Origin of the sequence: Pelagicoccus sp. SDUM812002 (assembly GCF_031127835.1) — a bacterium.
GTDB lineage: Bacteria > Verrucomicrobiota > Verrucomicrobiia > Opitutales > Opitutaceae > Pelagicoccus.
Genome location: NZ_JARXHX010000010.1, coordinates 164,632 through 184,315, shown reverse-complemented (window position 1 = coordinate 184,315; position 19,684 = coordinate 164,632). Strand labels below are relative to the sequence as shown.

Sequence of the window (19,684 nt, the reverse complement as noted above, 5' to 3'; positions counted from 1 at the left end):
CATGTTTCAAAGAGTTGAATACACAGAGTGGCACACGCTTTTTCCCAAGATCGGTTTCGTGCTTTTTTTCCTAGCCTTCGGCATTATTGTCTGGAAAGCGCTCAAGATGGGGAAGGCCGAAAGCTGCAAGGCGAGCCGCATGCCGCTCGATGACTAAGGTTGTATTGAAAAATAAATTACAAGAAAGCTTTTAGAAATGAGTCAGAATCCGAACGAAGAAAAAATCCGCGAGCATACGTTCGACGGTATCCAGGAGTTCGACAAGAGCCTGCCCAATTGGTGGCTGTTTACCCTCTATGCCACGATCGTTTTTTCCATCGCCTATTGGGTCTACTATCAAAAGGCGGGCATCGGCCTCGACCAGGAAGAGGAGCTCAAGGCGGCGATGGCAGAAATCGACGAGAACGTTGCCAGAGCCAAGGCCGAGGCGGGCGTGCTCGACGACGACACCTTTGCGGTGATGGCTAAGGATCAGGGCATCGTTTCCGCTGGCGAGTTGATCTACACCCAGAACTGTTCGGCCTGTCATGGCGCGAACCGCGAGGGCGGCATCGGTCTCGCCCTCAACGACGCGGAGTGGAAGCACGGCTCCAATCCGCTCGCTATCAAGAAGATTGTGGACGAGGGGGTTGCGACTGCGGGGATGCCGCCTTGGGGCCCTGTTTTGGGCGACGAGAAGGTGAACCAAGTGGTGGCGTTTCTAGTCAGTAAGCAGGTGAAGTAGCGCCATTTAAATAAGGACGAGCATGAGCTCGTCCTTTCACCGTTCAATATCCAGATGCCTCATTCCAACAGCCAAAAGAAACACGTTCCTAATCGGGACGAGCTGACCGCGGTCAATGATGATGGTTCGCGCTACATTATCCACCCGGCGGATACGAAAGGGCGTTTCACGGTCTCGCGTCGCCTCGTGGCTTATGTGCTGGTGCTGGTCTACGCGGCTTTGCCGTGGATTGAGATTGGAGGTTATCCAGCCCTCTTTTTGGATACGAACGCGATGCGTTTCCACTTCCTAGGGATGACCTTTGGTTCCCAGGATTTGTGGCTGGCCTTCTTCCTCATTTCAGGATTGGGCTTCGGGCTCTTTTACGTGACGGCTCTTCTGGGGCGTATCTGGTGTGGCTGGGCCTGTCCGCAGACCGTGTTTCTCGAACACGTCTACCGTCGGGTAGAACGCTGGATCGAGGGAGATGCCGTCAAGCGCCGCAAACTCGACGCGGCCGGCTGGGGTTTTGAACGGATTTGGAAGCGGGGGCTGAAGCACGCGCTCTTCGCCTTTCTCTCGTTGGCCTTGGCCCACATGTTTATGGCTTACTTCGTGTCGGTTCCAGGGCTTTGGGAAATGATGCACGAGGCACCTGCCGAGAATTGGAAGATCTTCGTATTCGTTTTTGCATACGCAGCGGCCTTGTATTTCAACTTCGCTTGGTTTCGTGAGCAGCTTTGCATCGTGATCTGTCCCTACGGGCGTCTGCAGTCGGCCTTGATCGACGAGCACTCCATGGTGATTGGCTATGACGAGAAGCGCGGCGAACCGCGCGGAAAGGCTAAGACGGCTGATGTGGGCGACTGCATCGACTGCAACAAGTGCGTGCAAGTTTGCCCGACGGGAATCGATATCCGGCAAGGCTTGCAGATGGAGTGTATCGGTTGTTCCGCTTGTATCGACGCCTGTGATTCGGTGATGGACAAGCTCAAGCGTCCGCGTGGGTTGATCCGCTACGATTCGATGGAGGGACTGGAAGGACGCAAGACGAAGTACGTGCGTCCGCGCATGATCCTCTACACAGTGCTGCTCTTGGTGGGCGCATCCGTGTTGCTCTTCTCGATCAGGGGGGTTGGGGATGCCACGATCACGGCTTGGCGCGCTCCTGGTTCCTCCTACTACGTCGATGCAGAAGTGGTGCGCAACCAATTCATGGTTCGCGTGAGTAATACCAAGAACCAAGCGGCTACCTACAGCCTAGAGCTCGATTCCGCACAGGAAGCCATTTCGGTTCGCGGAATCGATCAATCCTTTGAGATCTCCAGCAATGGTAACGTGGTGAGACCGGTGGTCGTGCTGGTTGACAAAGCCGATTTCCAGGGTCCTTTTTCCATGACGGTGCGGGTCTTGGACGACGAAGGGGAAACCTTGATGAAGCGTCCGGTCGAATTCATCGGCCCCAGCCTCAGCTTGCTGAAATAAGATGACAGAGGAATCGAAGAGGACGAAAAAGGGCGGTTGGCGCACACTCGGTATTTGGGTGACTCTGGCGTTCGTGGTCGTGATCGTAGCCTGGTATTTTCTGATAACGGTGGCTTCTGAGAACGCGATGGAGCCTATCCCATTGGAGCAGTCGAAATGATTGAAGACGGGAATCTCTACGCTTTGCTCAGTCCAGCTGCTGCCTTCGTTGCAGGGGCGCTAGTAAGCTTGCACTGCGTCGGGATGTGCGGGCCTTTGAGTTGCGCCTTGATTGGACAAAAAAAGGGGCGCTCGGCACTTCCTTCGCATGGAGTCTATCATCTTGGACGCTTGATTTCATACACCCTTCTAGGAGCCTTGGTGGGCACCCTCGGGAGCCGTGTCGTCTCGTGGGTGGGTGAAAATCCTGCTCGCTTCGCGCCTTGGGCCTTGGCTGCCTTCTTCGTGGCGCTCGCCTTAAATTTAGACGGAGCGCTTACGAAGTGGCAGGCGAAATCTGGAGTGGGCCGCGGAATCGTGCAGCGTGCGTATCGGCTTTCTGGGCACACCCGCGGCTTTTCGCTTGGCGTGCTTACGCCATTGATTCCGTGTGGGCCTCTCTACCTGATGCTTTGGGCGACCACGATGAGTGGTTCGGGATCTCAAGGGGCCATTGTTATGGCTTCCTTCGCAGCGGGAACGATGCCCCTGATGCTCTTAGCCCAAGGTGGCTGGGCGTGGCTATCGCTCCGTATGGATGCTCGAAAACTTGGCTATTTAAGGCGTGGCGTGGCATTGTTGGCGGTTGGTTTGCTTTGCCTGCGAGCGCTTATGGGAACTGACGCTCAGGCTATCGTTTCTGGAGAGGGCATATGCAAATAGGGCAGAAGGTATCTGCTCGAAACGATTCCCCGAAAGAAGTCGCTTGCGAGCATTGCGGAACGCTGTTCAGTCCGGTTCAGGCTAAGGAAAAATTCTGCTGCTCGGGTTGCGAGTACGTGTATCGGATTATCCATGACGAATCGCTAGAGCGGTTTTACGATCTTCGAGGAGCAGTCTCCCGTCCGGTGGGATCCAGCGTTTTTGAGAATCAAGACTATCCATGGTTGCAGGCTTTAGTTGAGGGGGCCGAGGGCAAGGGTAAGATCGCTAGCCTGAGCCTGGCTCTGGAAGGTATTTCCTGTGTGGGTTGCGTTTGGCTGATCGACCGCGTCTTTTCCGAAGCGGATGGCGGTGTCTCCTGTCGAGTGAATGTCCAATATGGAACTATCGATATTGAGTGGGAGAGTGGGCAGTTCGATGTTTTGAGCTTTGTCGGCCGCATCAAGCAGTTCGGGTATCGGGTATGTCCGGCCCGAGAAACGGGCGAGTCCGAGTCGCGAAAAGTGGTTTGGAAGCTCGGCCTCGCGGGTGCCTTTGCTCTCAATGGCATGCTGTATACGCTTCCTGGATACTTAGGAATGGAAGCCGATTTTCTGGTTGCGACCCATTTCTATTGGTTGTCGGCCTTTTTCGCCACCTTAAGCCTGGCCTTTTGCGGGAACTATTTCATCGCCAAAGCGGCGAAAGCGGCTTTGCAGGGAATCGCTCACTTGGACCTGCCTATCTCCATTGGAATCGTTTTTGCGTACTTGATAAGCTGGTACGGAGTTTGGAGGGGAGATGATCACCTGGTGTATTTCGACTTCGTTTCGACTTTCGTTTTTCTCATGCTGGTAGGGCGTTGGCTGCAGGTAGTTGCTATCGAGCGAAACCGAAATCGCTTGGCGGATATCCAGCTGAACGCCCCGGAGGTCGAAATCGAAAGCAGCAATGGCAGCCGTATTAAAGCTCGAGCGGACCAGATTCGAGAGGACGAAGTGTACTGGTTGCCTTCTGGGCAACGCGTACCGGTGCGTTCGACTTTGTTGAGCGAGCGGGCGAGTTTAGGGATGGATTGGATCAGTGGCGAATCGGAGTCACGTATCGTCGAACGCGATGGAGAAGCCCCGTCTGGCGCGGAGTTGGAGAACCAATTTTCGGTGCGATTGAAGGCCCAAGAAGAGTGGAGCGAGTCGCTGCTGAGCAAGCTTAGCTCCCGGGGCGCTCATTCGCTGGAGCGAGATCTGGTGGCCCAAAAGTGGATTTTTCGTTACCTCGTGGTAGCCTTCGCGATTGCGGTGCTTGGCGGTATCGGCTGGATGGCCGCGGGCGACCTATCGGCGGGACTGAAAGTCTTCATTGCAGTTTTGGTGGTATCTTGTCCCTGCGCTTTGGGAATAGCGTGGCCGTTTGGCGACGAAATCGCCTTGGCTCGGCTCAAGCAGCAAGGAGTGTTTGTGACGACGCATTCCTTGTGGAATCGGCTCTCGCGCGTCCGTCAGATTGTATTCGATAAAACCGGTACTCTGACGCGGTCCTCCTTGACGCTCGTCAATCCGGAGGCGGTGCAAGGTTTGTCTCTGTCCGAGCTGAACGTCTTGAGTACGCTGTGCTCGAAGTCGCGTCACCCGATCGCGAATACCATTCGGGAGCATTTGATGGCGAAAGGGCTTTTCAAAGCAGCCGAAGGAGTATCCCCGCAGGAACACGTAGGCTTGGGGGTCGAGTTCAAGGAGCTAGGTCTCGTCTGGAGACTAGGAAAAGCGGGTTGGGCTGGTGAAACAGGCGAGGGGACGGTGTTTTCGTTTAATGGTCGCCGGCTCGTGGATCTTAAGTTCGAGGATTTGCCATTGCCAGATTCGAGTCGCGAAATCCGCGAGCTTGCGAAAGAAGGGCTGAAGTTGGCGATCTTAAGCGGTGACCGAGAAGAGAAGGCTCAGAATATCGGTCGGGCTTTGGGCTTGGGCGAGGAGACTGTTTTCGGAAATCTCCTACCCGAGGAGAAAGCCGCATGGATAGATGCGCACGACGGCGACCAAACCTTAATGGTGGGCGATGGAGCGAATGATACGCTCGCTTTTCGGTCCGCCCTTTGTGCGGGAGCTCCCGCTAACGAACAGGGAATCGTGGCCGAGAAGGCGGACTTCCACTACCTAGGGAATGGAATCGGAGGGATCCGCAGCTTGCTTGAAATCGGGCGTCAAAGGCAGGCGGCCGTTCGCGCCCTGCTAGCCTTTGCGATTGCCTACAATCTCTTTGCGATTGGCCTCTCCTTGGTGGGGTGGGTTACCCCGCTCGTCGCAGCGGTTTTGATGCCCTTGAGTTCGATCGCGAGTCTTGGGATTGTGTGGGCTATGCTCGGAAAACGAATCTCTAAGTAGCTCTAGGGGAGTGTTATAGAGGAATTCTATTATGTCTGAGACTACACGGTTTTCGCTGTAACGAAGAATAAGATAAAAAAATACAAGTTTATCATCAAATAAGCTTGCGTACTCGAAATTCAGACCTAGGTTTATCTCCAGTTTCAAGCGCTCCTCTAGACAATCAAGCTCAACACAACTCATGCTCAACGGAGCAAAGGCACAATACAGAGTTACTCCAAAATGGGCGGGATTTCTAGAAGGAGCGAGTGGAACTGAAAGGCGATTTCGCCTTTGAATTTCTGTCAGGCAATATACGAGCCAAGTTGGATTAGGCACAAAGCAGGGAAGCCCTTTTGTGAGGGCTTCCTTAGCTGACAGAAATTCAAAGGTGTTATCACCGAAAATTTTCTTGGTGTAAAAGCGTTGTTCAATCGCACCTGCAGGCGAGGCTCTCAGTCTTCGTCTGCAGGTCTTTTTGTATCGAAGCTTTGATACAATTCTATGAGCGGGGATCCGCGAATCGACGAAAGGGAGATAAAATTACAAAAAAGTCTTTATTGAAGGCATCCTAGTATCCATAACTTGGGAAATTAGATCTACTTATGTTCGGTTACGGAAAAATGGCCAATTACGCGATCGCTAGCCTTAGCTACTTGGCTGCGAACTATGAAACGGAGGGATTCAAAGCGAATTCCCAGAAGATCGCGACTGCCCGCAATCTTTCGCGTCCCTTGGTGGGGAAGTTGATGTCCCAGATGTCGACAGCTGGTCTCGTTAACGGAACTCCAGGTCCTGGTGGTGGTTTCTTTCTCTCCCGCGCGCCGAGCGACATAACCTTGCTGGAGATCGTGAAGCTCTTCGAAAAGGTGGAGGAATCTCTCATGTGTCCCTTCGGTCCCGGCTGGTGCGGAAACGGTGACCCGTGCCCCTTCCACTATGAGCTGGAGGACAAGCGCGACGAAATGATGGCTTGGCTTTCCAATACCAACCTCGAGGTTTTTACGAACCATCCGGTCAAGCCCGAGAAGGGCTACGGCGAGAGCTGAGATGTGTCTATCGCCTTTGGATTAGGCTGATCGTACTCTCAGAAATCTGCTATTCGGATTCTTCTTCGTCTTCCAAACTTCGGGTACGCCGCACGTGGGCGTAGTTCAGAAGGGCCACGAATCCGGCTCCTCCGACAGTATTGCCGGCGATGGAGAACGCCATGAAATGGATTATGGAGCCGATCGTAAACTCGGGGCTAGTGAGTCGGGCAATGAAGATTTCTACGCTGCCTGCGATAGCATGATGAAAGCCGCCCAAGCCGATTACGAAGGTGACGAGGTAGATGCATGCCATTTGGCTGAGGTTTGCTGGAGTCGACATGACGAGCCAGCCGCCTTGAGCCATGAGCCATCCTGCCAGAACGCTACTAATGAACAGAGGTAAAGCTTCGTAATGGGTTAGATGGTGACCAACTTCCACGTAGCCTACGGCAGCCCCAACGACAGGTTCGGCGTAATGCAGTAGCAAGGCACTGATGAATGCTCCGACTAGGTTGCCGCTAAGAACAAGGGACCAGAGGCGAATGAGGCGTTGGACCGTCGAACGGCGATCGAGCACTGGATAAACGGCGGTAGCGGTGTGCTCTGTGAAGAGTTCGGAACCGCTCATCACACAAATCACGAATCCAAGTGGATAGACCAGCGCGGTCACGAATCGCTCTACGAGGGTGGATTCGGCCGACCCGAAGTAGGTTTGCACGACGCCCACTGCCATAGCGGAAAAGCCGAGGATGAGGCCTGCCGCGATCGCCGATATAAAAAGGGAGAGGGACGGGCGATTGAGTTGTTCTAGGCCCTCGTGGATCGTATGCTCCAAGGTGTCGTCCGGATGGCGGCGAGACTCGTCCGTGCGTTTGATGATGACCGGCACGTATTTCTCGTCCTCCTGCAATTTAGCTTTCGCTCGTCGGGTCGGAGGATCTTGTGGCTTTGGATCTTTCGGCAGCGGCGGTTTTTCGTTTTCTACTTCTGAGTCAGACATTGGCGTGGAAAGTGTGGCTGAGAGGACTGGCGATCAAGCACCGGTAGCGGTACGATTGCCGGTCATTGGATGTTGCGTGTGTAGGTGAAATGCGGGTTTCGGCTCTCGAATGCGAGTTCGAAGACCTTTTGCGACAAATTGTCCGGTAAGATTGACGGAGCGTAGCGCGCACCTAGTGTCCGGACTTTCATGAATGGTATCGAGATTTCAAAGACTAGGAGGGGACTTGATCGCTAAGGGCAAGCTTAGTGGTTTGCTGGCTTTGGTGAGTGTCATATGGCTCGTCTACTTAGTCGGCCTGGTTGGCAGTCTCGACCTAAGCGACTATGGTGTGCAGCCGCGTAACTGGAGCAAACTCTATGGCGTATTGACTTGGCCCTTCGTGCATGCGGATCGAACGCACCTCATGAACAACTCGGTTACCTTAATTGTATTTGGTGCGATCATCTCGCTTCGCAGTTCGAGTTGGCAATTCATTGGCTTGAGCCTCATGATCACCCTTTATGCAGGATTGGGGGTCTGGCTGCTCGCTCGGGATGCATCCCACATCGGCGCCAGCGGATTGGTGTTCGGCTATTTTGGATACATCATGACGCGGGGGATCTACGACGGCCGCATCAGCTCGATCGTAATTTCCACTGGAGTAATGCTCCTCTTCGGTGGGATGATCTGGGGAATCCTGCCCACGGATGCTCGCATCTCGTGGGAAGGTCACCTCTTCGGTTTCTTGGCGGGAGTGGTGCTCGCTGTACGCTCCAAGCCCAGCTGGCGCTAGGCCGGTGACAGGGAAATGAGGTAAACCAAGCCGCAGGCCAAGGCGAACAGCGCTGCGCTGGAGCCGCATCCGACCGATGTGGAAGGGGCGGGGTAGCGATCTGGATACTGCTCGTGCAGGTCCGCGTGCAGCTTTTCAACCGCGACCTTCGCATCCTTCAGGCCGATCCCAGTCGCGTCTCGATAGGCTTTGATAGCGTCGATCTTTCGCCCTTTTTCGAGGGCCTCCGAAAGACGGTTCATCTGTTCGTCGCTGAGTTTCTCGGGCATCTTAGTGAAGCGGTTTAGGGCTGAGGTTAATCCAAGTAGTGTAGGTCATTTGCAGTTCGAGGCAAAGCTTGGGTCAGGTAAATGGTGTCTTTCTTTCCAGACATGAAGTAAAGAATTCTTGACATTGTAGAAGCTAGTATACTTTAGGTAAAGAATACTTAACACGAGGAATGTTAACTTTAACTCATAAACTTATGAAAACGTCTTATCAGGAACGAAATAACTGGATCGAGCTATTGGTCGCCGCTTGGGCCGTAGGTTATTATTTAATAACGCTCTCGAGTGTAGAAGGCGGCTTTTATGCAGAGTTGAGCTACTTCCTTCCGTTTATCGTCAAGGTCGTGGTGGTTTCGATCGTGATGGGTATCGTGCTTGCGATCTTAAACCACGTTTTGAGCGAGGACGCGAAGGATGCGAAAGACGAGATGGACAAGGCAATTGACCTGCAAGGATTTCGGAACGCCTATTGGGTGATGTCGATATCCTTGATGGGAGTGATCTTTTTGGCCTTGTTCAATGAACGAAAAGCGGAGCTCAGTGGGGTGCAGATCGAAACGACGAATTTGCTGGTGCACGCGCTTTTCATAGTGGCGTCGCTCAGCGGCTTGGTGCAAAGCGTTACTCAAATCGTCTATTACCGCAGGGGGTTGGTTTAAGATGGCGAAGAAACTTCCCATCGCGAATTCGATTCGCCGCCTGCGCTTCGAGGCTGCTGAGATGACGCAACAGCTTCTGGCGGAGAAGGTAGGCGTTACCCGCCAGACGATCTTGGCGATTGAGGCGGCTCGTTATTCGCCGACCTTGGAGCTGGCTTTCAAGATCGCTGAAGTATTCGACAAGGAGCTCGGAGAGGTATTCCAGTATCTTCCTTCGCAAGATGACTCCAAGTGAGCGTTTATAGGGTTTCTGTGTAGTTAGATTTTAGGTACGCAGGTGACAAACTGTTTTGTTTGCGCGTCTGGAGCCGTTGTGGAATTAGAATTCCATTGCTAGGGGAAGGCGTCGCTGATTAGGATTTGCGAGGGTTTGGCTCACTTGAGCTAACTCAATGGTCAAGGCCGCTGGAGCACTATGACGCCGACAAATTCTAATCTATCTCCTTTTGATATCACTGTTCGTGTGGGGTGTAGCCTTGCCTATGAGGTGACAGGTTCCGCGAGCCTGCTACTCAATTTGCAACCTACTGAGAGCTCGCGCAACGAGGTCGTCTTCCAAGCGCTGTCTCTGGGGAACGACCTGATAGACAATGCCTTCGTGGACAGCCACGGCAACCTTGTGCATCGCGTGCGACTTCAGCCCGGCAGCAACGTTTTCCGTCACGATGCGATCATAAGAGTCAGCTCGGCACCCGACAATGCCGACCTGCCTGACAAGACGCCGACCCAGCCCGCGGACCTGCCCTCCGAATTGCTTCGTTATACTTTGCCCAGCCGCTATTGTGACTCGGACAAGCTGACCGACTTCGCCTGGCAAAACTTCGGCCACATCGAGCACGGTTGGCCGCGTGTGCAGGCGATCAGCAAGTGGGTGCATGAAAACATTGAATACCGCTACCTGTCCGGACAGGCAGACCTCTCCGCTTGGGATGTGCAGCAGCGTGGATTCGGAGTCTGTCGCGACTTTGCCCATCTCGCGGTGGCCCTGAACCGTGCCTTCAATGTTCCGACTCGTTACGTCACTGGCCACCTGCCGGATATCGGTTATCCCGAGCCAGATGGTCACATGGACTTCCACGCTTATGCGGAAGTCTATCTGGGAGGGAATTGGCATACCATTGACGCTCGGTTTAACGTACCGCGAATCGGGCGCGTAAAGCTCGCCTGCGGGCAAGACGCAGTGGACGGAGCTTTTTCTACGATTTTTGGCGGAGCCACTTTGACCTACTTTGATGTGTGGGCGTATCAAGTTCCTCGTGACACAGTCGGGGTAGGAGATCCGATCGACCTGAGTTTACGTTTGGATAACCAATACGAGATTGTGCGCGACACTGATCCGTTGAAATGAAAGGAGAGGAGGCAGTTATCGAAACTTTTGCCTCTCAAAAATAGTCGCTTCCAAAATTGGAAATCGCTGCTTAGGCCTTTCTGAATGCTAAAGGCAGTATTGCAGGAAGCAGCCGCGGCAATAGCGGCTATGGACCTTACCCACCCCGTGCGGGTGGGGATAGATGGATGTAGCGCCTCGGGCAAAACGGTTTTCGCCGATAGCTTGGTCGCCCCCCTCGAGGCCATGGGGAGGCACGTGATTCGTGCTTCGATCGATGGCTTTCATCATCCGCCGGAGGTTCGGTACAGCCAAGGCGAGGGCTCAGTGAAGGGCTACGTCGAGGATTCCTTCAACAAGCAGGCTGCAATCGATCAGGTGCTTGTTCCTCTAGGACCGTCAGGAAGCCTTGAATACACTCCATCGCTTTATGATTTCGTGAGCGATAGCGAGACTAATGCCGCATTCGAGAAGGCTCAACCCGATTCTATATTGATCTTCGAGGGAGTGATGCTTTTCTGCGACCAACTAGGCGATCTATTCGACTACCGGATTTTTGTAGATGCTGACGAGGAGACGATTTTGCAGCGGGCTCTTAACCGTGATCTAGAGCGTCTCGGCGGAGTGGATACGCTCAAGCGCAAGTACCTGAATCGCTACCTGCCGGGTCAACGTCTGTATCGTGAGCGTCACTTTCCTATCGAACGCTCGCACTTGATCATCGACAACAGCGACTACGATGCACCGGTTGTCGTGCAAAGGAGTCGTCTTCTCCAGCAGCCTTGAGGCTCTTAGCCTTACTCGGTCGCGGGCGGGGGCGCTGGGTCAGACTTGAGAAGCCGGTAGAATTGTCGAGCTTGTCCGATCGGAGGGTCGAAAGGGATCTCCAGTGGTTCGCTGCTCCCTTCGAACTCTTGTTCTACCTCCCAGTCGCTCAAGTTTGTAGATCCTTCTAGAAGGTAGTTTGAGCTAGAATCGCGTGGATACGTTAGGAAGCGGTTCCCGTTAGCTGTTACGAGTTTTGCCGTAACTGGAGCAAAAGTCTGGAGGTGCCAGCGTCGGATGCTTTGTTGGCTGTCTCGAAAGAAAAAGCTTCGAGAGTCGCTCGCGAAGATGGCCTGTTCGGACGCGGGCCCGAAGCTCGTAAAGAATACGTTGGTCGGAGTCCAGTTTACGATAGCTTCGTCGGCCACCCTCTCTCGTTCGAGGTCGATGAGGATGAGTTTTTGCGTTCGTGACAGAGCGACGAGATAGCGACCATCGGGGCTGGCATCGAGGAGGGCACCGGGTGCTTCGCCGTAAAGAGACACCGTTTCTAAGGCACCCCCTTCCTCGAGGTCGAGGTAAGCGACTTGGTAGAAAACGCGGCTCAGTTGACTGGAAGAGGGGAAGAGGTAGAGGCGGTTGCCGTTTGGAGCGAACTGAATTTGGTTCCAGTTCCCGTTAGCTGTTTCGGGCAAGCTTATCTCGGAGCTATCTGCGCTACGGAAGAGCCGGGGTCGGGCAGATTTACTCGACTCGAGCTGAAGCGCGGCGATGAGCGCGCCATCTTCCGAAACTGCGGTTGCTAGGAAATTACCATTGGCGTTGTCGAGACTGAGAAAAGGCGTATTCTCGGGTTTGCGGTAGGCGACGAGCAGATTGTCGTTGTTCGGAAACCGGAAAGGTTGGGCGCGTTCGATTGCGGCGACGATTTCCCCAGAACTATCGATAGCGGATTGGCTAAGTGTGAAGCTGCTGAGCGGCGTTTCCCATAGGCTCAATCCGGTTTTTACATCGACAAGGTGTATGCTCTCTGACTGCCCTTGAATCTCGTCGGATTGGATGATTTCGATACGCAATACGAGTAGGGCCGAGGCGGAGGCAGCGAGTACGCTAGAAGAGTTTGCTCCCTCGTTGGCTAGGCGCGACATGCTGATTTCGCCGGTGCTGAGTTGCCGGTCGACTAACGCGTTCGAGCTGTTGAGGTAGGTGAGTGTGTCCGAGCTAGGCGCAGCGAGAAGTTCGATTGCGGAGGGATAGGTGATGCGTTGCCAGCTTGAAGGATTCGAGCTCTGGACTGCGATGGTTTCGTCAGTGATCGATGTGAGAATCCAGTGACGAGAATCGTGCGAAAACGTGATACCGAGGTACGCGGTGTCGAGAACGGGAAACGGGTCGGCGGTCTCCGTTTGAAGGTCGATTTGAAAGGCAGTGCTGCCCGCTGTGGCGGCTAGATACCTCCCATTCGGTGAGACTGCAAGAGTGGTGATAGTGCTGCCGGAAGGCAGGTCGTAGTTATTCCTTAATTGCCCGTTTTGGGGGTTGAGGGCATTGATTGTGCCTAACTGTTCTGCTGCAAGATAGAGTGTTTGCTCGTCTTGCGAGAAAGCGGCGACCGGAGAGGACGCGGCTGTTGAGAAAAGAGGGCTGCCATCGGAGCTGCGGAAGGCTCTCATGATTCTGTTTTGACTGTCCCAGAGCAGGAAGATTGAGCCGTTGGGGCTAAACGTAGTGGGCAGGTAGGGAGAGAGGCTTTCCGTGTTTTCGAGTGGTTTGGCGGTTCCCTTAGATGTATCCACGATAAGAATACTGGGCTGCGGCTCTTGGAGCGAGTTCGGGTCGGCGAAAGACGGTCCGAGGAGCAGGAGGAAGTGTTGGTCTGCGGACTCCGCAGCTAGGAGATAGGAGTTGCTTGGGTAGGCGGTGTTAAGATCGATATCGGAAATGATTGCACCGTCCGATAGGTCCAGGGTCTTGATGGCGGAGATACCGACGCCAAAATTAGTGGTGAAGGGGCCGAGCGGTTGCACCTCGACAGCCCGGCTTTGATCCGCGGATGGACTGAAGGTGCCTTCCTCCTGCCAGACCGTGGCGTTTTGAGAAATCGAGAATAGAAGAGAATTCTCAGGCTCTGGCCCGAAGCTTCTAGCACCCGAGATGAAGATACGATCACCATCGTCGAGTAGGGAGGGGACGCCCCTAGACACATCCAAGTCGACAGATAGTACTTCGGCACCCTCGTCGTGGACCCGAAGTTCGAGCTCTGGACTGAGAGTGAGGTACCTTCCGCTAGTCGGATGGTAGCCGACGATCGGGGCGGCTCCCGGAACGTTCTGTTGGCTGAAGGTGAGCTCGCCGCTATCAAGGTCGAAATACGTGAAACGCTGAGGGATCGTATTCGACTGTGTGGTGACTTGCAGAGTTGACTGCGGGAGGAGGCGTTCCGATCCCGGTAGAATTCTGGTGGAAGCTATGAGATTGTTACTTGGCGCAAGAAGGGTACGTCCAGTTAGCGGCAGTGCCGTGAATGTTGAGAGGACAAGTGAGCAAATGCCGGTTGCGATGGGGAAACTCATTTTGAATTTTGTTTGCGGGTAACTACCCTGGGAGGATCCGCGCTTTTACGGTTCGTTTCAACAGAAAAGCGAGCCCCTTCAAGCGTGGTGGTCAGTCATAGGTGACGGTCCTATCGGGCCACGGACCTAGGAAAACGTTTTCTTTGCTGACAGTGACGCGGACGAAACTCCTGTTCAAAGTGCATCCACGCGAGCACTGTCACGTAAAATCGAATACAGCGGCGCCGGTTCGCCTTTTTTCGCCGATCCCGCTCGGGCTCGGATTGTTGCCAGTCAGTCCTTTTGCTTTGAGCTGGGTGGCGTATTCTGCGGGCCGAAATATTTCTCGCTGCGGTAGCGCAGCCAGACTCTCAGATCTTGGGGAATCTGCTCTTTTTGTTCTGCGGTGAGCGTTTCATAGAGAGCGATCGCTTTCTCACGTTCGCCGCGACAAGGGGCGTTGCGGTGCTGCTTCCAAAATGTCATTGCCAGGCGGATACGCCGACAGACCTCTTTGACGAGGGCTTTGCCTTGAAGGGGTTTCTTCGGTTTCGCGGGCATGGTTTGGGCGAGGGCGGTGGGATGCAGGATTTCAATTATTCCGAAGAGCAAGGTGGAGTATGGAACGGTCGATTTGAGTTTCTCTAAAAAACTTTGTCACCTTTGGGCGGCAGATGGGTACTTGCTAGTATCAAGTCCTAAAACATCCAACACTACTAACAATGACACTCATTATCACCTATTCAATTTTGATCATCATAGCTCTCTCTGTCACTCTGGCTACAGATGCTGCGAACGCGTAAATTCGGGAACAGTTCGCTCTGATGAAATACTTGCGGAGAGCTCGGACCAAAAGGTTTCCGAGCTCTTTTCATATTCAAAAGGGCGATGCCATTGCGATTCCTCGACAGAGTGCAGTTGCCTATGAAAGACCGAGGTTTAAGTATGGCCTTTCTGACCTCTTAATTCTTCGTTTTTCTGTTGCTCTGCAAGGGCGGAAAGTCCCCCGATTGCTCCGAGATTCATGGAGTCTAAGGCTGAGCTTGGGACGATGATAAGAGAGCCTTTTTCCTTCAATCCCTCGAAGAGCATGTTCATGCCACGGAGTTGAAGAGCGGTGGGATTGTTTCGGTATTGATCGCTCGCTTTGGCAAACTTTTCTGCGATCTCTGTTTCAGCAGTGCCTAGGATGATACGAGCTTGCCGCTCTCGTTCCGCTTGCGCTTGTTTGCTCATCGCATCGGCGAGGGCTTCGGGGATGATGATATCCTTTATACCGACCGTCTGGCAGGTGATACCCCAAGGATTAGTATGCTCGTCCAAGGTCTTTTGCAGTGCCTCGCCCACCTTTTCGCGGTGCTGGAGCAGCTCTGCCAGTTCATGTCTACCAATGATATCGCGCAGACCCGTTTGCGCAATGAATGCAACCGCTTCGTAGTACTTCTCTACTTCGAGGGCGGCCTTTTCGACGTCCCAAACCATCCAATACACGACCGCATCAACATTCACCGGAACCGTGTCTTTGGTTAAAGTTTTTTCGGCGTGGAAATCGGTCACTCGGACACGCTGGTCGATGAAGAGGTCAACCCGTTCGATAATGGGAATTACGAAGAAAACGCCTGGTCCCTTCAGACCTACGAACTTACCCATTCGAAGCACGACCGCCTTCTCCCATTGGTTGGCTATTCTAATCGAATATGCGATGAACAATCCAATCACGCTTGCGATCGCTGCGACGAATGGAGGGATGAGCTCCATGTTTAGGAGTACAAGCGGGGTACCGATTAGGATCACGCCTACCGTAAGCGAGACGATGCTTAAACCACCATCTGTCCTGATTCCCGATTCATTCGATCTAATGTTTCTCATTTGGAGTTCCCTTCATGTTTTTTCAGTTCTTCGATAAGTTGCTTAGGAGTGATCCCGTATACAGCGGCTGCATTCACGTAATCTTCGCAGATGCTCTTCAGCTTAGCCTGCTTCTCCTTCGTCGATACATTGACTTTGATCGATCCGATAAAAGTTCCAGTGCCTTGCTGCGTCTCTAGAATCTTTTGAATTTCCAGCTCCTTGTATGCCTTGGTGACTGTATTCAGATTTACCTTCAGTTGCACTGCCAAGGCGCGGACCGTGGGAAGCTGGTCGCCAACCTTGACTCTGCCTGTCGCCATTCCGAAACGGATCTGATCGATGATCTGGCGGTAGAAGGGGACTCCGCTTCTCGGGTCTAATTGAAAATCAAGCATTTCATTTCTCCTCTCTGCTATGTCGCGCTCTCAATCTTGCGTAACATTGTACTATAAGTATAGTACACCAGTTATCTGGTTCTTTATTGGAAGTGTCAACGACTTTTTTGAATAGCGGGGATACGGACGCGATCCTCGCAATTCCGATCAGCCAGAGGTGAGCGATTTCGCTGGCCTTGGAGAGACTGGTGTCGATGGTCGCGGGATATGAGTAGGGAGATGTGTTATCGATGTAGCAGGCCGCTGCAGCTCTGCTGGTGTGGGCGGGTCGTGCCAATGGCGACGCGGACGAAGTTCGTTATTTTATGCATCCTTACGAGTATCGTCATGTGAAACTGAATACAGGGCGGCTGACTCACCATTGCTTGGCGGAAAGCGAGTTGATCGTGGGCGATCGGTTCGACGAGAATGAGTCAGTGCAGGCTTTGATCGACGATCCGAAGAATTATCCGGTTCTGCTATTTCCCGGGAAGGAAGCCCGCGACCTCTCGAAAGGGGAATTGCAAGCAGAGGACCTTAGCGGTCGGCGTTTGGTTGTTTTCCTGCTGGACGGGACGTGGAGGATGGTGCGGCCGATGTTACGCTTCAGCGAGTGTCTGCAGCGCTTGCCTAGAGTCATGTTTTCGAATGCGCATCCGAGCCGCTATGTGATCAAGCGTCAGCCGGAAGCGGGTTGTTTATCGACCTTGGAAGCAGCTCACGAGTTGCTGATTGCCCTAGAGCGGAGTGGTTTGGACGAGTACGCTGAGCCTGAGCAGATGCTTGACCTGTTTGCTGAGATGCAGGCTTTCCAGGTGAAGTGCGAGCAGGAGAACCAGCCGCCAGATTTCGTTCCGCGGAAGGAACGTGCGAAGCGGGTGGGGCGGTATAATCCTTCGAAGCGGCGAAAGGTGTTTTGAAGGGGATTTTTTTTCACCTACGAAGAGATACAGATGAGCACGAAGGTGAGTCTGATATGCTTTTTGTGAAGCGCAGTCTGATGACTACCAGGGGAGTGACGAAGTCTATCGCGACACACCTTCACCTCCCACGTTGATCAACCACTTGGCTGCGAAGAGTTGGCCATTGCCTTCAGCAACGAGGGGCTTGACGCAGTGGGTGAGTAGTTGGCGATGAAGGTTCCACTTCGTTGATCTAGAAATAACTGCTACGCGGAATCCTTTTTTATCGGTTAGAGGATTTTAGCCTACTTCTTCTTATCAAAAATGCCGTGAAAAATGTTACTATCAAAAAGGCGGGCGTCAGTACGGTGATTGCGACTACGAGGGATTCGCGACCTCCATCTGCGAGGAGGGAGATCCGTTGAGGGTCGTCTGCCTTTACATAGATGGTGAATGATTTTCCGACGCGCCACTGACCTTGGCTGTCTAAGGTATCCTCTCGCTCCGTTTTGTGCAGAATCTTTAAACCCGACTTCACGTAGGGCATTCCGTCCACTTCGTAGGCGACGTCTGCGAGGAGTGACCAAGTAAGGCTGCCTTCGCGGGAACTTACGACGCGCGTGGCTTTGATCTCTGCCTCGACGGGCAGCCAGTCATCGGGAAAAAGGGCATGTGTCGCTAACGATGTGAGCAACATTGAAAAACAGAGCCCTAGTAGGGCGGCGATGGCAATTACCCATGGGGTGCGAGTCATTTTGCAGTTGGTAATTGTCAGTACTGAGCAACTACAGTCTCTACTCGACGACTTCGAAGCGCTCCCATTGCTGGTCGCTTATGCTGATGTCGGTTCGAGGGTCGTAGAGCGTGTTGTCGGTAGGGAAGTACTTTCCATCGGCGTTGACCCAGTAGTTTTGGGCTCCGGCGTCGACTTTGTACAGTTCGCCAGTGGTGGGGTTTGATATCACTGAATGCTCGCCGATCATGTTTACTGACTTTGCCTGGCCGGCGCTCACCATGTCGCTTCGCTTTAGGTAGCCGGCGTGGCTGATGTCTAGGATGTCGCTGTTTATCTTTGCGATGCTGGAGCTGGCTTCGCCTCTGGCGAGAATCGCATTCATGCGACTGATGTGCTGGATCTGGCTTTCTTTGGTACGGGCATCCCAATACTGGGTATTGGCTCGGATTTGGGCTAGCAATTCGTTGTTTTTGGCGATCTGCCAATCGGGATTCATTTCGATGTTGCTCGCTCCATAGACGTAAGCGGCTTTGGCGGTTTCGTATTCAGAATTCGATGCGTAAAGCTCACCGGCGTTTACGTTCCAGGTGACGTAAGTTTGGTCTTGAAGGATAGAGAGCACTAAAATGGTGAAGGCTCGCTGGGCATTACTATTCTCCCATTCCGCGCCGATCACTTCGAATTGTTTGCGACTTAGACCTTGTGGCATGGATGCACCAAGCAACTCCCAGAAGCTTTTGATTTCTGGCATGGGATAGCTGTTGGTGAGTCGAAATCCCCGCTGCTGCATGTACGGAGAATATTGTTGCTGCAGAAAATCGGGTAGGGCCATGGGCGGGGCGACTTGGGCCCCTTGCATGCGGGCTGACTGGATGGCTGATGGATCGTTGGAGTAAACGTATCGACCGGAGTCGGTCTGGTAGACTTGCACCCCGTTGGGGCCGGTCATGACGAGTTGATCGTTTGGATTGGTGTCGTACCTCCAGCCTTTTGGATACGGCGAACGGTGCTGGACCATGCCGTTTTTCGGATCTTTAAAGTCCAACATCGTTAAATTCTTTTGTGAACTCGAGGTAGGGCTTTTTATCTGGGCAGGTGATTTCGCTGTTTCCTTGTTAGCGGTTTGGGCTGCCTCGTCAGGGCTTTGCTCGTAGTTGGTAAAGCCAAACTTCCCTAATCCAAAGGCAGCTATGCCGAGCGTGCCGGTGCCGATGTTGTCGTTCTCTATTGTGGCCAGTTTCTTTCCGTTTGCGATCACGGTAAGTTCTCTGCCCTTTTCGATGGCCTCGAGTTGGACCGTACCATCTTTCTTGAGGCTGATAGAGTTCGATTGCGTGAGTCGGAAGTCGTTTCCGTCGCGCTGATAAATATCCACTGCACCGCTGTTGCTCGCTACGATGAGGTAATAGAATCTGGGTGATTCGCGGTAGGCATAGAGCAACCCGGCTCTCGCCTCCGCGTTCATTTCAGCGGTTTTGACCTCCACCTTGGCACTACGTTCTCCATTTTTGCCAGCTGTGGGGGACGTATAGAAGTAGCGAATGTCGTTGGGATCGCCTGCTGAATTTTCTAGCCAGTAAATGCCGTCTTCTAACGAACCGGTCCAGCCGTCGACTGACCCCGAAAAAACGACATTGGCGAGAGGGCCGATTCCTCGCGGTTGTGAGTTGCCACCGCAGCCGGTGAGGAAAAAAGCGGTAGCGATTCCCATCGATATAACGATGGCTGCTTTCCGCTTGTTGAGATAGAGGGCGACTTTCTCGAGGTAGTTGGACGGGCGCATGCCTAGAATCCATAGTGAATCGCGGCGATAGGCAAGGATGGAGAATGCCACGAACGTTTTGGAGGTAGGCAATTTTCAATCGATTCTAATTTCCTGCCGAGCAATCTGATTATACAATGGAAGATCGGTCCTCGATCAGTAGAAGTCTATGTTAACCTCCGCATTTTCGGATACAGGGATAACGCGCTTCTATTTTCTTAGGTAGGGGGCGGTAATACTGCGTTTGGATTTTCGGAGACCGGCGAGGGGCCATGGTAGAGGATCTAGCCCGTCCC

Annotated in this window: 22 protein-coding genes; 13 read left to right on the top strand and 9 right to left on the bottom strand. The window is 53.3% G+C overall.

Annotation, left to right across the window (positions count from 1 at the left end; all coding sequences use genetic code 11):
* The first annotated feature begins 1 nt into the window (after window position 1).
* The 7 genes from QEH53_RS15435 (at window position 2) to QEH53_RS15405 (ending at window position 6,437) form a co-directional block, all read left to right on the top strand.
* Complete coding sequence (locus tag QEH53_RS15435; RefSeq protein ID WP_309024111.1) at window positions 2–157, top strand: hypothetical protein; 156 nt, start codon at window positions 2–4, stop codon at window positions 155–157.
* Window positions 158–196: 39 nt separating this feature from the next.
* Window positions 197–724: a cbb3-type cytochrome c oxidase N-terminal domain-containing protein gene (locus QEH53_RS15430; protein ID WP_309024110.1), complete on the top strand. Its 528-nt coding sequence runs from the start codon at window positions 197–199 to the stop codon at window positions 722–724.
* Window positions 725–778: 54 nt separating this feature from the next.
* Window positions 779–2,188 carry a cytochrome c oxidase accessory protein CcoG gene (gene ccoG, locus QEH53_RS15425; protein ID WP_309024109.1) on the top strand — a complete coding sequence of 470 codons (1,410 nt, stop codon included), beginning with the start codon at window positions 779–781 and terminating at the stop codon, window positions 2,186–2,188.
* Window position 2,189: 1 nt separating this feature from the next.
* Window positions 2,190–2,348, top strand: a complete 159-nt coding sequence (locus QEH53_RS15420) for a hypothetical protein (RefSeq protein WP_309024108.1) — start codon at window positions 2,190–2,192, stop codon at window positions 2,346–2,348.
* On the top strand, window positions 2,345–3,049 hold the full coding sequence (locus tag QEH53_RS15415) for a sulfite exporter TauE/SafE family protein (protein ID WP_309024107.1): 705 nt from the start codon (window positions 2,345–2,347) through the stop codon (window positions 3,047–3,049). The genes QEH53_RS15420 and QEH53_RS15415 overlap by 4 nt, the downstream gene beginning before the upstream one ends.
* Window positions 3,040–5,409 carry a heavy metal translocating P-type ATPase metal-binding domain-containing protein gene (locus QEH53_RS15410; protein ID WP_309024106.1) on the top strand — a complete coding sequence of 790 codons (2,370 nt, stop codon included), beginning with the start codon at window positions 3,040–3,042 and terminating at the stop codon, window positions 5,407–5,409. The genes QEH53_RS15415 and QEH53_RS15410 overlap by 10 nt, the downstream gene beginning before the upstream one ends.
* Window positions 5,410–6,011: 602 nt before the next feature.
* Window positions 6,012–6,437, top strand: coding sequence for an Rrf2 family transcriptional regulator (locus tag QEH53_RS15405; protein WP_309024105.1), 426 nt, complete (start codon window positions 6,012–6,014; stop codon window positions 6,435–6,437).
* Between the two features lie 49 nt (window positions 6,438–6,486).
* Here the strand turns inward: QEH53_RS15405 and QEH53_RS15400 are convergent, their stop codons facing one another.
* Together QEH53_RS15400 and QEH53_RS15395 are read right to left on the bottom strand one after the other, a co-directional pair.
* Window positions 6,487–7,419, bottom strand: coding sequence for a formate/nitrite transporter family protein (locus QEH53_RS15400; RefSeq protein WP_309024104.1), 933 nt, complete (start codon window positions 7,417–7,419; stop codon window positions 6,487–6,489).
* Between the two features lie 62 nt (window positions 7,420–7,481).
* Window positions 7,482–7,610, bottom strand: a complete 129-nt coding sequence (locus QEH53_RS15395) for a hypothetical protein (protein ID WP_309024103.1) — start codon at window positions 7,608–7,610, stop codon at window positions 7,482–7,484.
* Window positions 7,611–7,612: 2 nt separating this feature from the next.
* Here QEH53_RS15395 and QEH53_RS15390 point away from each other — a divergent pair, with 2 nt between their 5' ends.
* Window positions 7,613–8,194, top strand: coding sequence for a rhomboid family intramembrane serine protease (locus tag QEH53_RS15390; RefSeq protein WP_309024102.1), 582 nt, complete (start codon window positions 7,613–7,615; stop codon window positions 8,192–8,194).
* Here QEH53_RS15390 and QEH53_RS15385 read toward each other — a convergent pair.
* Window positions 8,191–8,463 carry a ribosomal protein L7/L12 gene (locus tag QEH53_RS15385; protein ID WP_309024101.1) on the bottom strand — a complete coding sequence of 91 codons (273 nt, stop codon included), beginning with the start codon at window positions 8,461–8,463 and terminating at the stop codon, window positions 8,191–8,193. The genes QEH53_RS15390 and QEH53_RS15385 overlap by 4 nt on opposite strands.
* A gap of 194 nt (window positions 8,464–8,657) precedes the next feature.
* On the opposite strand from QEH53_RS15385, the gene QEH53_RS15380 reads away from it, so the two are divergent.
* The 4 genes from QEH53_RS15380 to QEH53_RS15365 all read left to right on the top strand — a co-directional run bounded on the left by QEH53_RS15380 (window position 8,658) and on the right by QEH53_RS15365 (window position 11,232).
* Window positions 8,658–9,119: a hypothetical protein gene (locus tag QEH53_RS15380; RefSeq protein WP_309024100.1), complete on the top strand. Its 462-nt coding sequence runs from the start codon at window positions 8,658–8,660 to the stop codon at window positions 9,117–9,119.
* A gap of 1 nt (window position 9,120) precedes the next feature.
* Complete coding sequence (locus QEH53_RS15375; protein WP_345785730.1) at window positions 9,121–9,354, top strand: helix-turn-helix transcriptional regulator; 234 nt, start codon at window positions 9,121–9,123, stop codon at window positions 9,352–9,354.
* 282 nt (window positions 9,355–9,636) lie between these two features.
* A complete protein-coding gene (locus QEH53_RS15370) occupies window positions 9,637–10,467 on the top strand; it encodes a transglutaminase family protein (protein ID WP_309024099.1) in 831 nt (276 codons plus the stop codon).
* 84 nt (window positions 10,468–10,551) lie between these two features.
* Window positions 10,552–11,232 (top strand): hypothetical protein, encoded by a 681-nt coding sequence (locus tag QEH53_RS15365; protein ID WP_309024098.1) that lies wholly within the window; start codon window positions 10,552–10,554, stop codon window positions 11,230–11,232.
* Between the two features lie 11 nt (window positions 11,233–11,243).
* On the opposite strand, the gene QEH53_RS15360 is transcribed toward QEH53_RS15365, so the two are convergent.
* The 4 genes from QEH53_RS15360 to QEH53_RS15345 all read right to left on the bottom strand — a co-directional run bounded on the left by QEH53_RS15360 (window position 11,244) and on the right by QEH53_RS15345 (window position 16,009).
* Entirely contained in the window at window positions 11,244–13,784 is a 2,541-nt protein-coding gene (locus tag QEH53_RS15360) for a WD40 repeat domain-containing protein (RefSeq protein ID WP_309024097.1), read from the bottom strand.
* Between the two features lie 273 nt (window positions 13,785–14,057).
* On the bottom strand, window positions 14,058–14,324 hold the full coding sequence (locus QEH53_RS15355; RefSeq protein WP_345785731.1) for a Precorrin-3B methylase: 267 nt from the start codon (window positions 14,322–14,324) through the stop codon (window positions 14,058–14,060).
* A gap of 378 nt (window positions 14,325–14,702) precedes the next feature.
* The gene (locus QEH53_RS15350; protein WP_309024095.1) at window positions 14,703–15,632 is read right to left on the bottom strand and encodes a slipin family protein; all 930 of its coding nucleotides are present in this window, start codon (window positions 15,630–15,632) and stop codon (window positions 14,703–14,705) included.
* Entirely contained in the window at window positions 15,629–16,009 is a 381-nt protein-coding gene (locus QEH53_RS15345) for a GntR family transcriptional regulator (protein ID WP_309024094.1), read from the bottom strand. Before QEH53_RS15345 ends, QEH53_RS15350 begins: the two co-directional genes overlap by 4 nt.
* A gap of 329 nt (window positions 16,010–16,338) precedes the next feature.
* Between QEH53_RS15345 and QEH53_RS15340 the strand changes: the two genes are divergently transcribed.
* On the top strand, window positions 16,339–16,908 hold the full coding sequence (locus QEH53_RS15340; RefSeq protein ID WP_345785729.1) for a tRNA-uridine aminocarboxypropyltransferase: 570 nt from the start codon (window positions 16,339–16,341) through the stop codon (window positions 16,906–16,908).
* A 265-nt stretch (window positions 16,909–17,173) separates the two neighbouring features.
* On the opposite strand, the gene QEH53_RS15335 is transcribed toward QEH53_RS15340, so the two are convergent.
* A complete protein-coding gene (locus QEH53_RS15335) occupies window positions 17,174–17,644 on the bottom strand; it encodes a DUF3592 domain-containing protein (RefSeq protein ID WP_309024093.1) in 471 nt (156 codons plus the stop codon).
* A gap of 40 nt (window positions 17,645–17,684) precedes the next feature.
* Window positions 17,685–19,481 (bottom strand): hypothetical protein, encoded by a 1,797-nt coding sequence (locus tag QEH53_RS15330; protein ID WP_309024092.1) that lies wholly within the window; start codon window positions 19,479–19,481, stop codon window positions 17,685–17,687.
* Between the last annotated feature and the right edge of the window lie 203 nt (window positions 19,482–19,684).

What these genes read in the sequence shown, in the direction of transcription:
- QEH53_RS15435 (WP_309024111.1), top strand. Translation starts at nt 2, where the DNA reads ATGTTTCAAAGAGTTGAATACACAGAGTGGCACACGCTTTTTCCCAAG.
- QEH53_RS15430 (WP_309024110.1), top strand. Translation starts at nt 197, where the DNA reads ATGAGTCAGAATCCGAACGAAGAAAAAATCCGCGAGCATACGTTCGAC.
- ccoG (WP_309024109.1), top strand. Translation starts at nt 779, where the DNA reads ATGCCTCATTCCAACAGCCAAAAGAAACACGTTCCTAATCGGGACGAG.
- QEH53_RS15420 (WP_309024108.1), top strand. Translation starts at nt 2,190, where the DNA reads ATGACAGAGGAATCGAAGAGGACGAAAAAGGGCGGTTGGCGCACACTC.
- QEH53_RS15415 (WP_309024107.1), top strand. Translation starts at nt 2,345, where the DNA reads ATGATTGAAGACGGGAATCTCTACGCTTTGCTCAGTCCAGCTGCTGCC.
- QEH53_RS15410 (WP_309024106.1), top strand. Translation starts at nt 3,040, where the DNA reads ATGCAAATAGGGCAGAAGGTATCTGCTCGAAACGATTCCCCGAAAGAA.
- QEH53_RS15405 (WP_309024105.1), top strand. Translation starts at nt 6,012, where the DNA reads ATGGCCAATTACGCGATCGCTAGCCTTAGCTACTTGGCTGCGAACTAT.
- QEH53_RS15400 (WP_309024104.1), bottom strand. Translation starts at nt 7,419, where the DNA reads ATGTCTGACTCAGAAGTAGAAAACGAAAAACCGCCGCTGCCGAAAGAT.
- QEH53_RS15395 (WP_309024103.1), bottom strand. Translation starts at nt 7,610, where the DNA reads ATGAAAGTCCGGACACTAGGTGCGCGCTACGCTCCGTCAATCTTACCG.
- QEH53_RS15390 (WP_309024102.1), top strand. Translation starts at nt 7,613, where the DNA reads ATGGTATCGAGATTTCAAAGACTAGGAGGGGACTTGATCGCTAAGGGC.
- QEH53_RS15385 (WP_309024101.1), bottom strand. Translation starts at nt 8,463, where the DNA reads ATGCCCGAGAAACTCAGCGACGAACAGATGAACCGTCTTTCGGAGGCC.
- QEH53_RS15380 (WP_309024100.1), top strand. Translation starts at nt 8,658, where the DNA reads ATGAAAACGTCTTATCAGGAACGAAATAACTGGATCGAGCTATTGGTC.
- QEH53_RS15375 (WP_345785730.1), top strand. Translation starts at nt 9,121, where the DNA reads ATGGCGAAGAAACTTCCCATCGCGAATTCGATTCGCCGCCTGCGCTTC.
- QEH53_RS15365 (WP_309024098.1), top strand. Translation starts at nt 10,552, where the DNA reads ATGCTAAAGGCAGTATTGCAGGAAGCAGCCGCGGCAATAGCGGCTATG.
- QEH53_RS15360 (WP_309024097.1), bottom strand. Translation starts at nt 13,784, where the DNA reads ATGAGTTTCCCCATCGCAACCGGCATTTGCTCACTTGTCCTCTCAACA.
- QEH53_RS15355 (WP_345785731.1), bottom strand. Translation starts at nt 14,324, where the DNA reads ATGCCCGCGAAACCGAAGAAACCCCTTCAAGGCAAAGCCCTCGTCAAA.
- QEH53_RS15350 (WP_309024095.1), bottom strand. Translation starts at nt 15,632, where the DNA reads ATGAGAAACATTAGATCGAATGAATCGGGAATCAGGACAGATGGTGGT.
- QEH53_RS15345 (WP_309024094.1), bottom strand. Translation starts at nt 16,009, where the DNA reads ATGCTTGATTTTCAATTAGACCCGAGAAGCGGAGTCCCCTTCTACCGC.
- QEH53_RS15335 (WP_309024093.1), bottom strand. Translation starts at nt 17,644, where the DNA reads ATGACTCGCACCCCATGGGTAATTGCCATCGCCGCCCTACTAGGGCTC.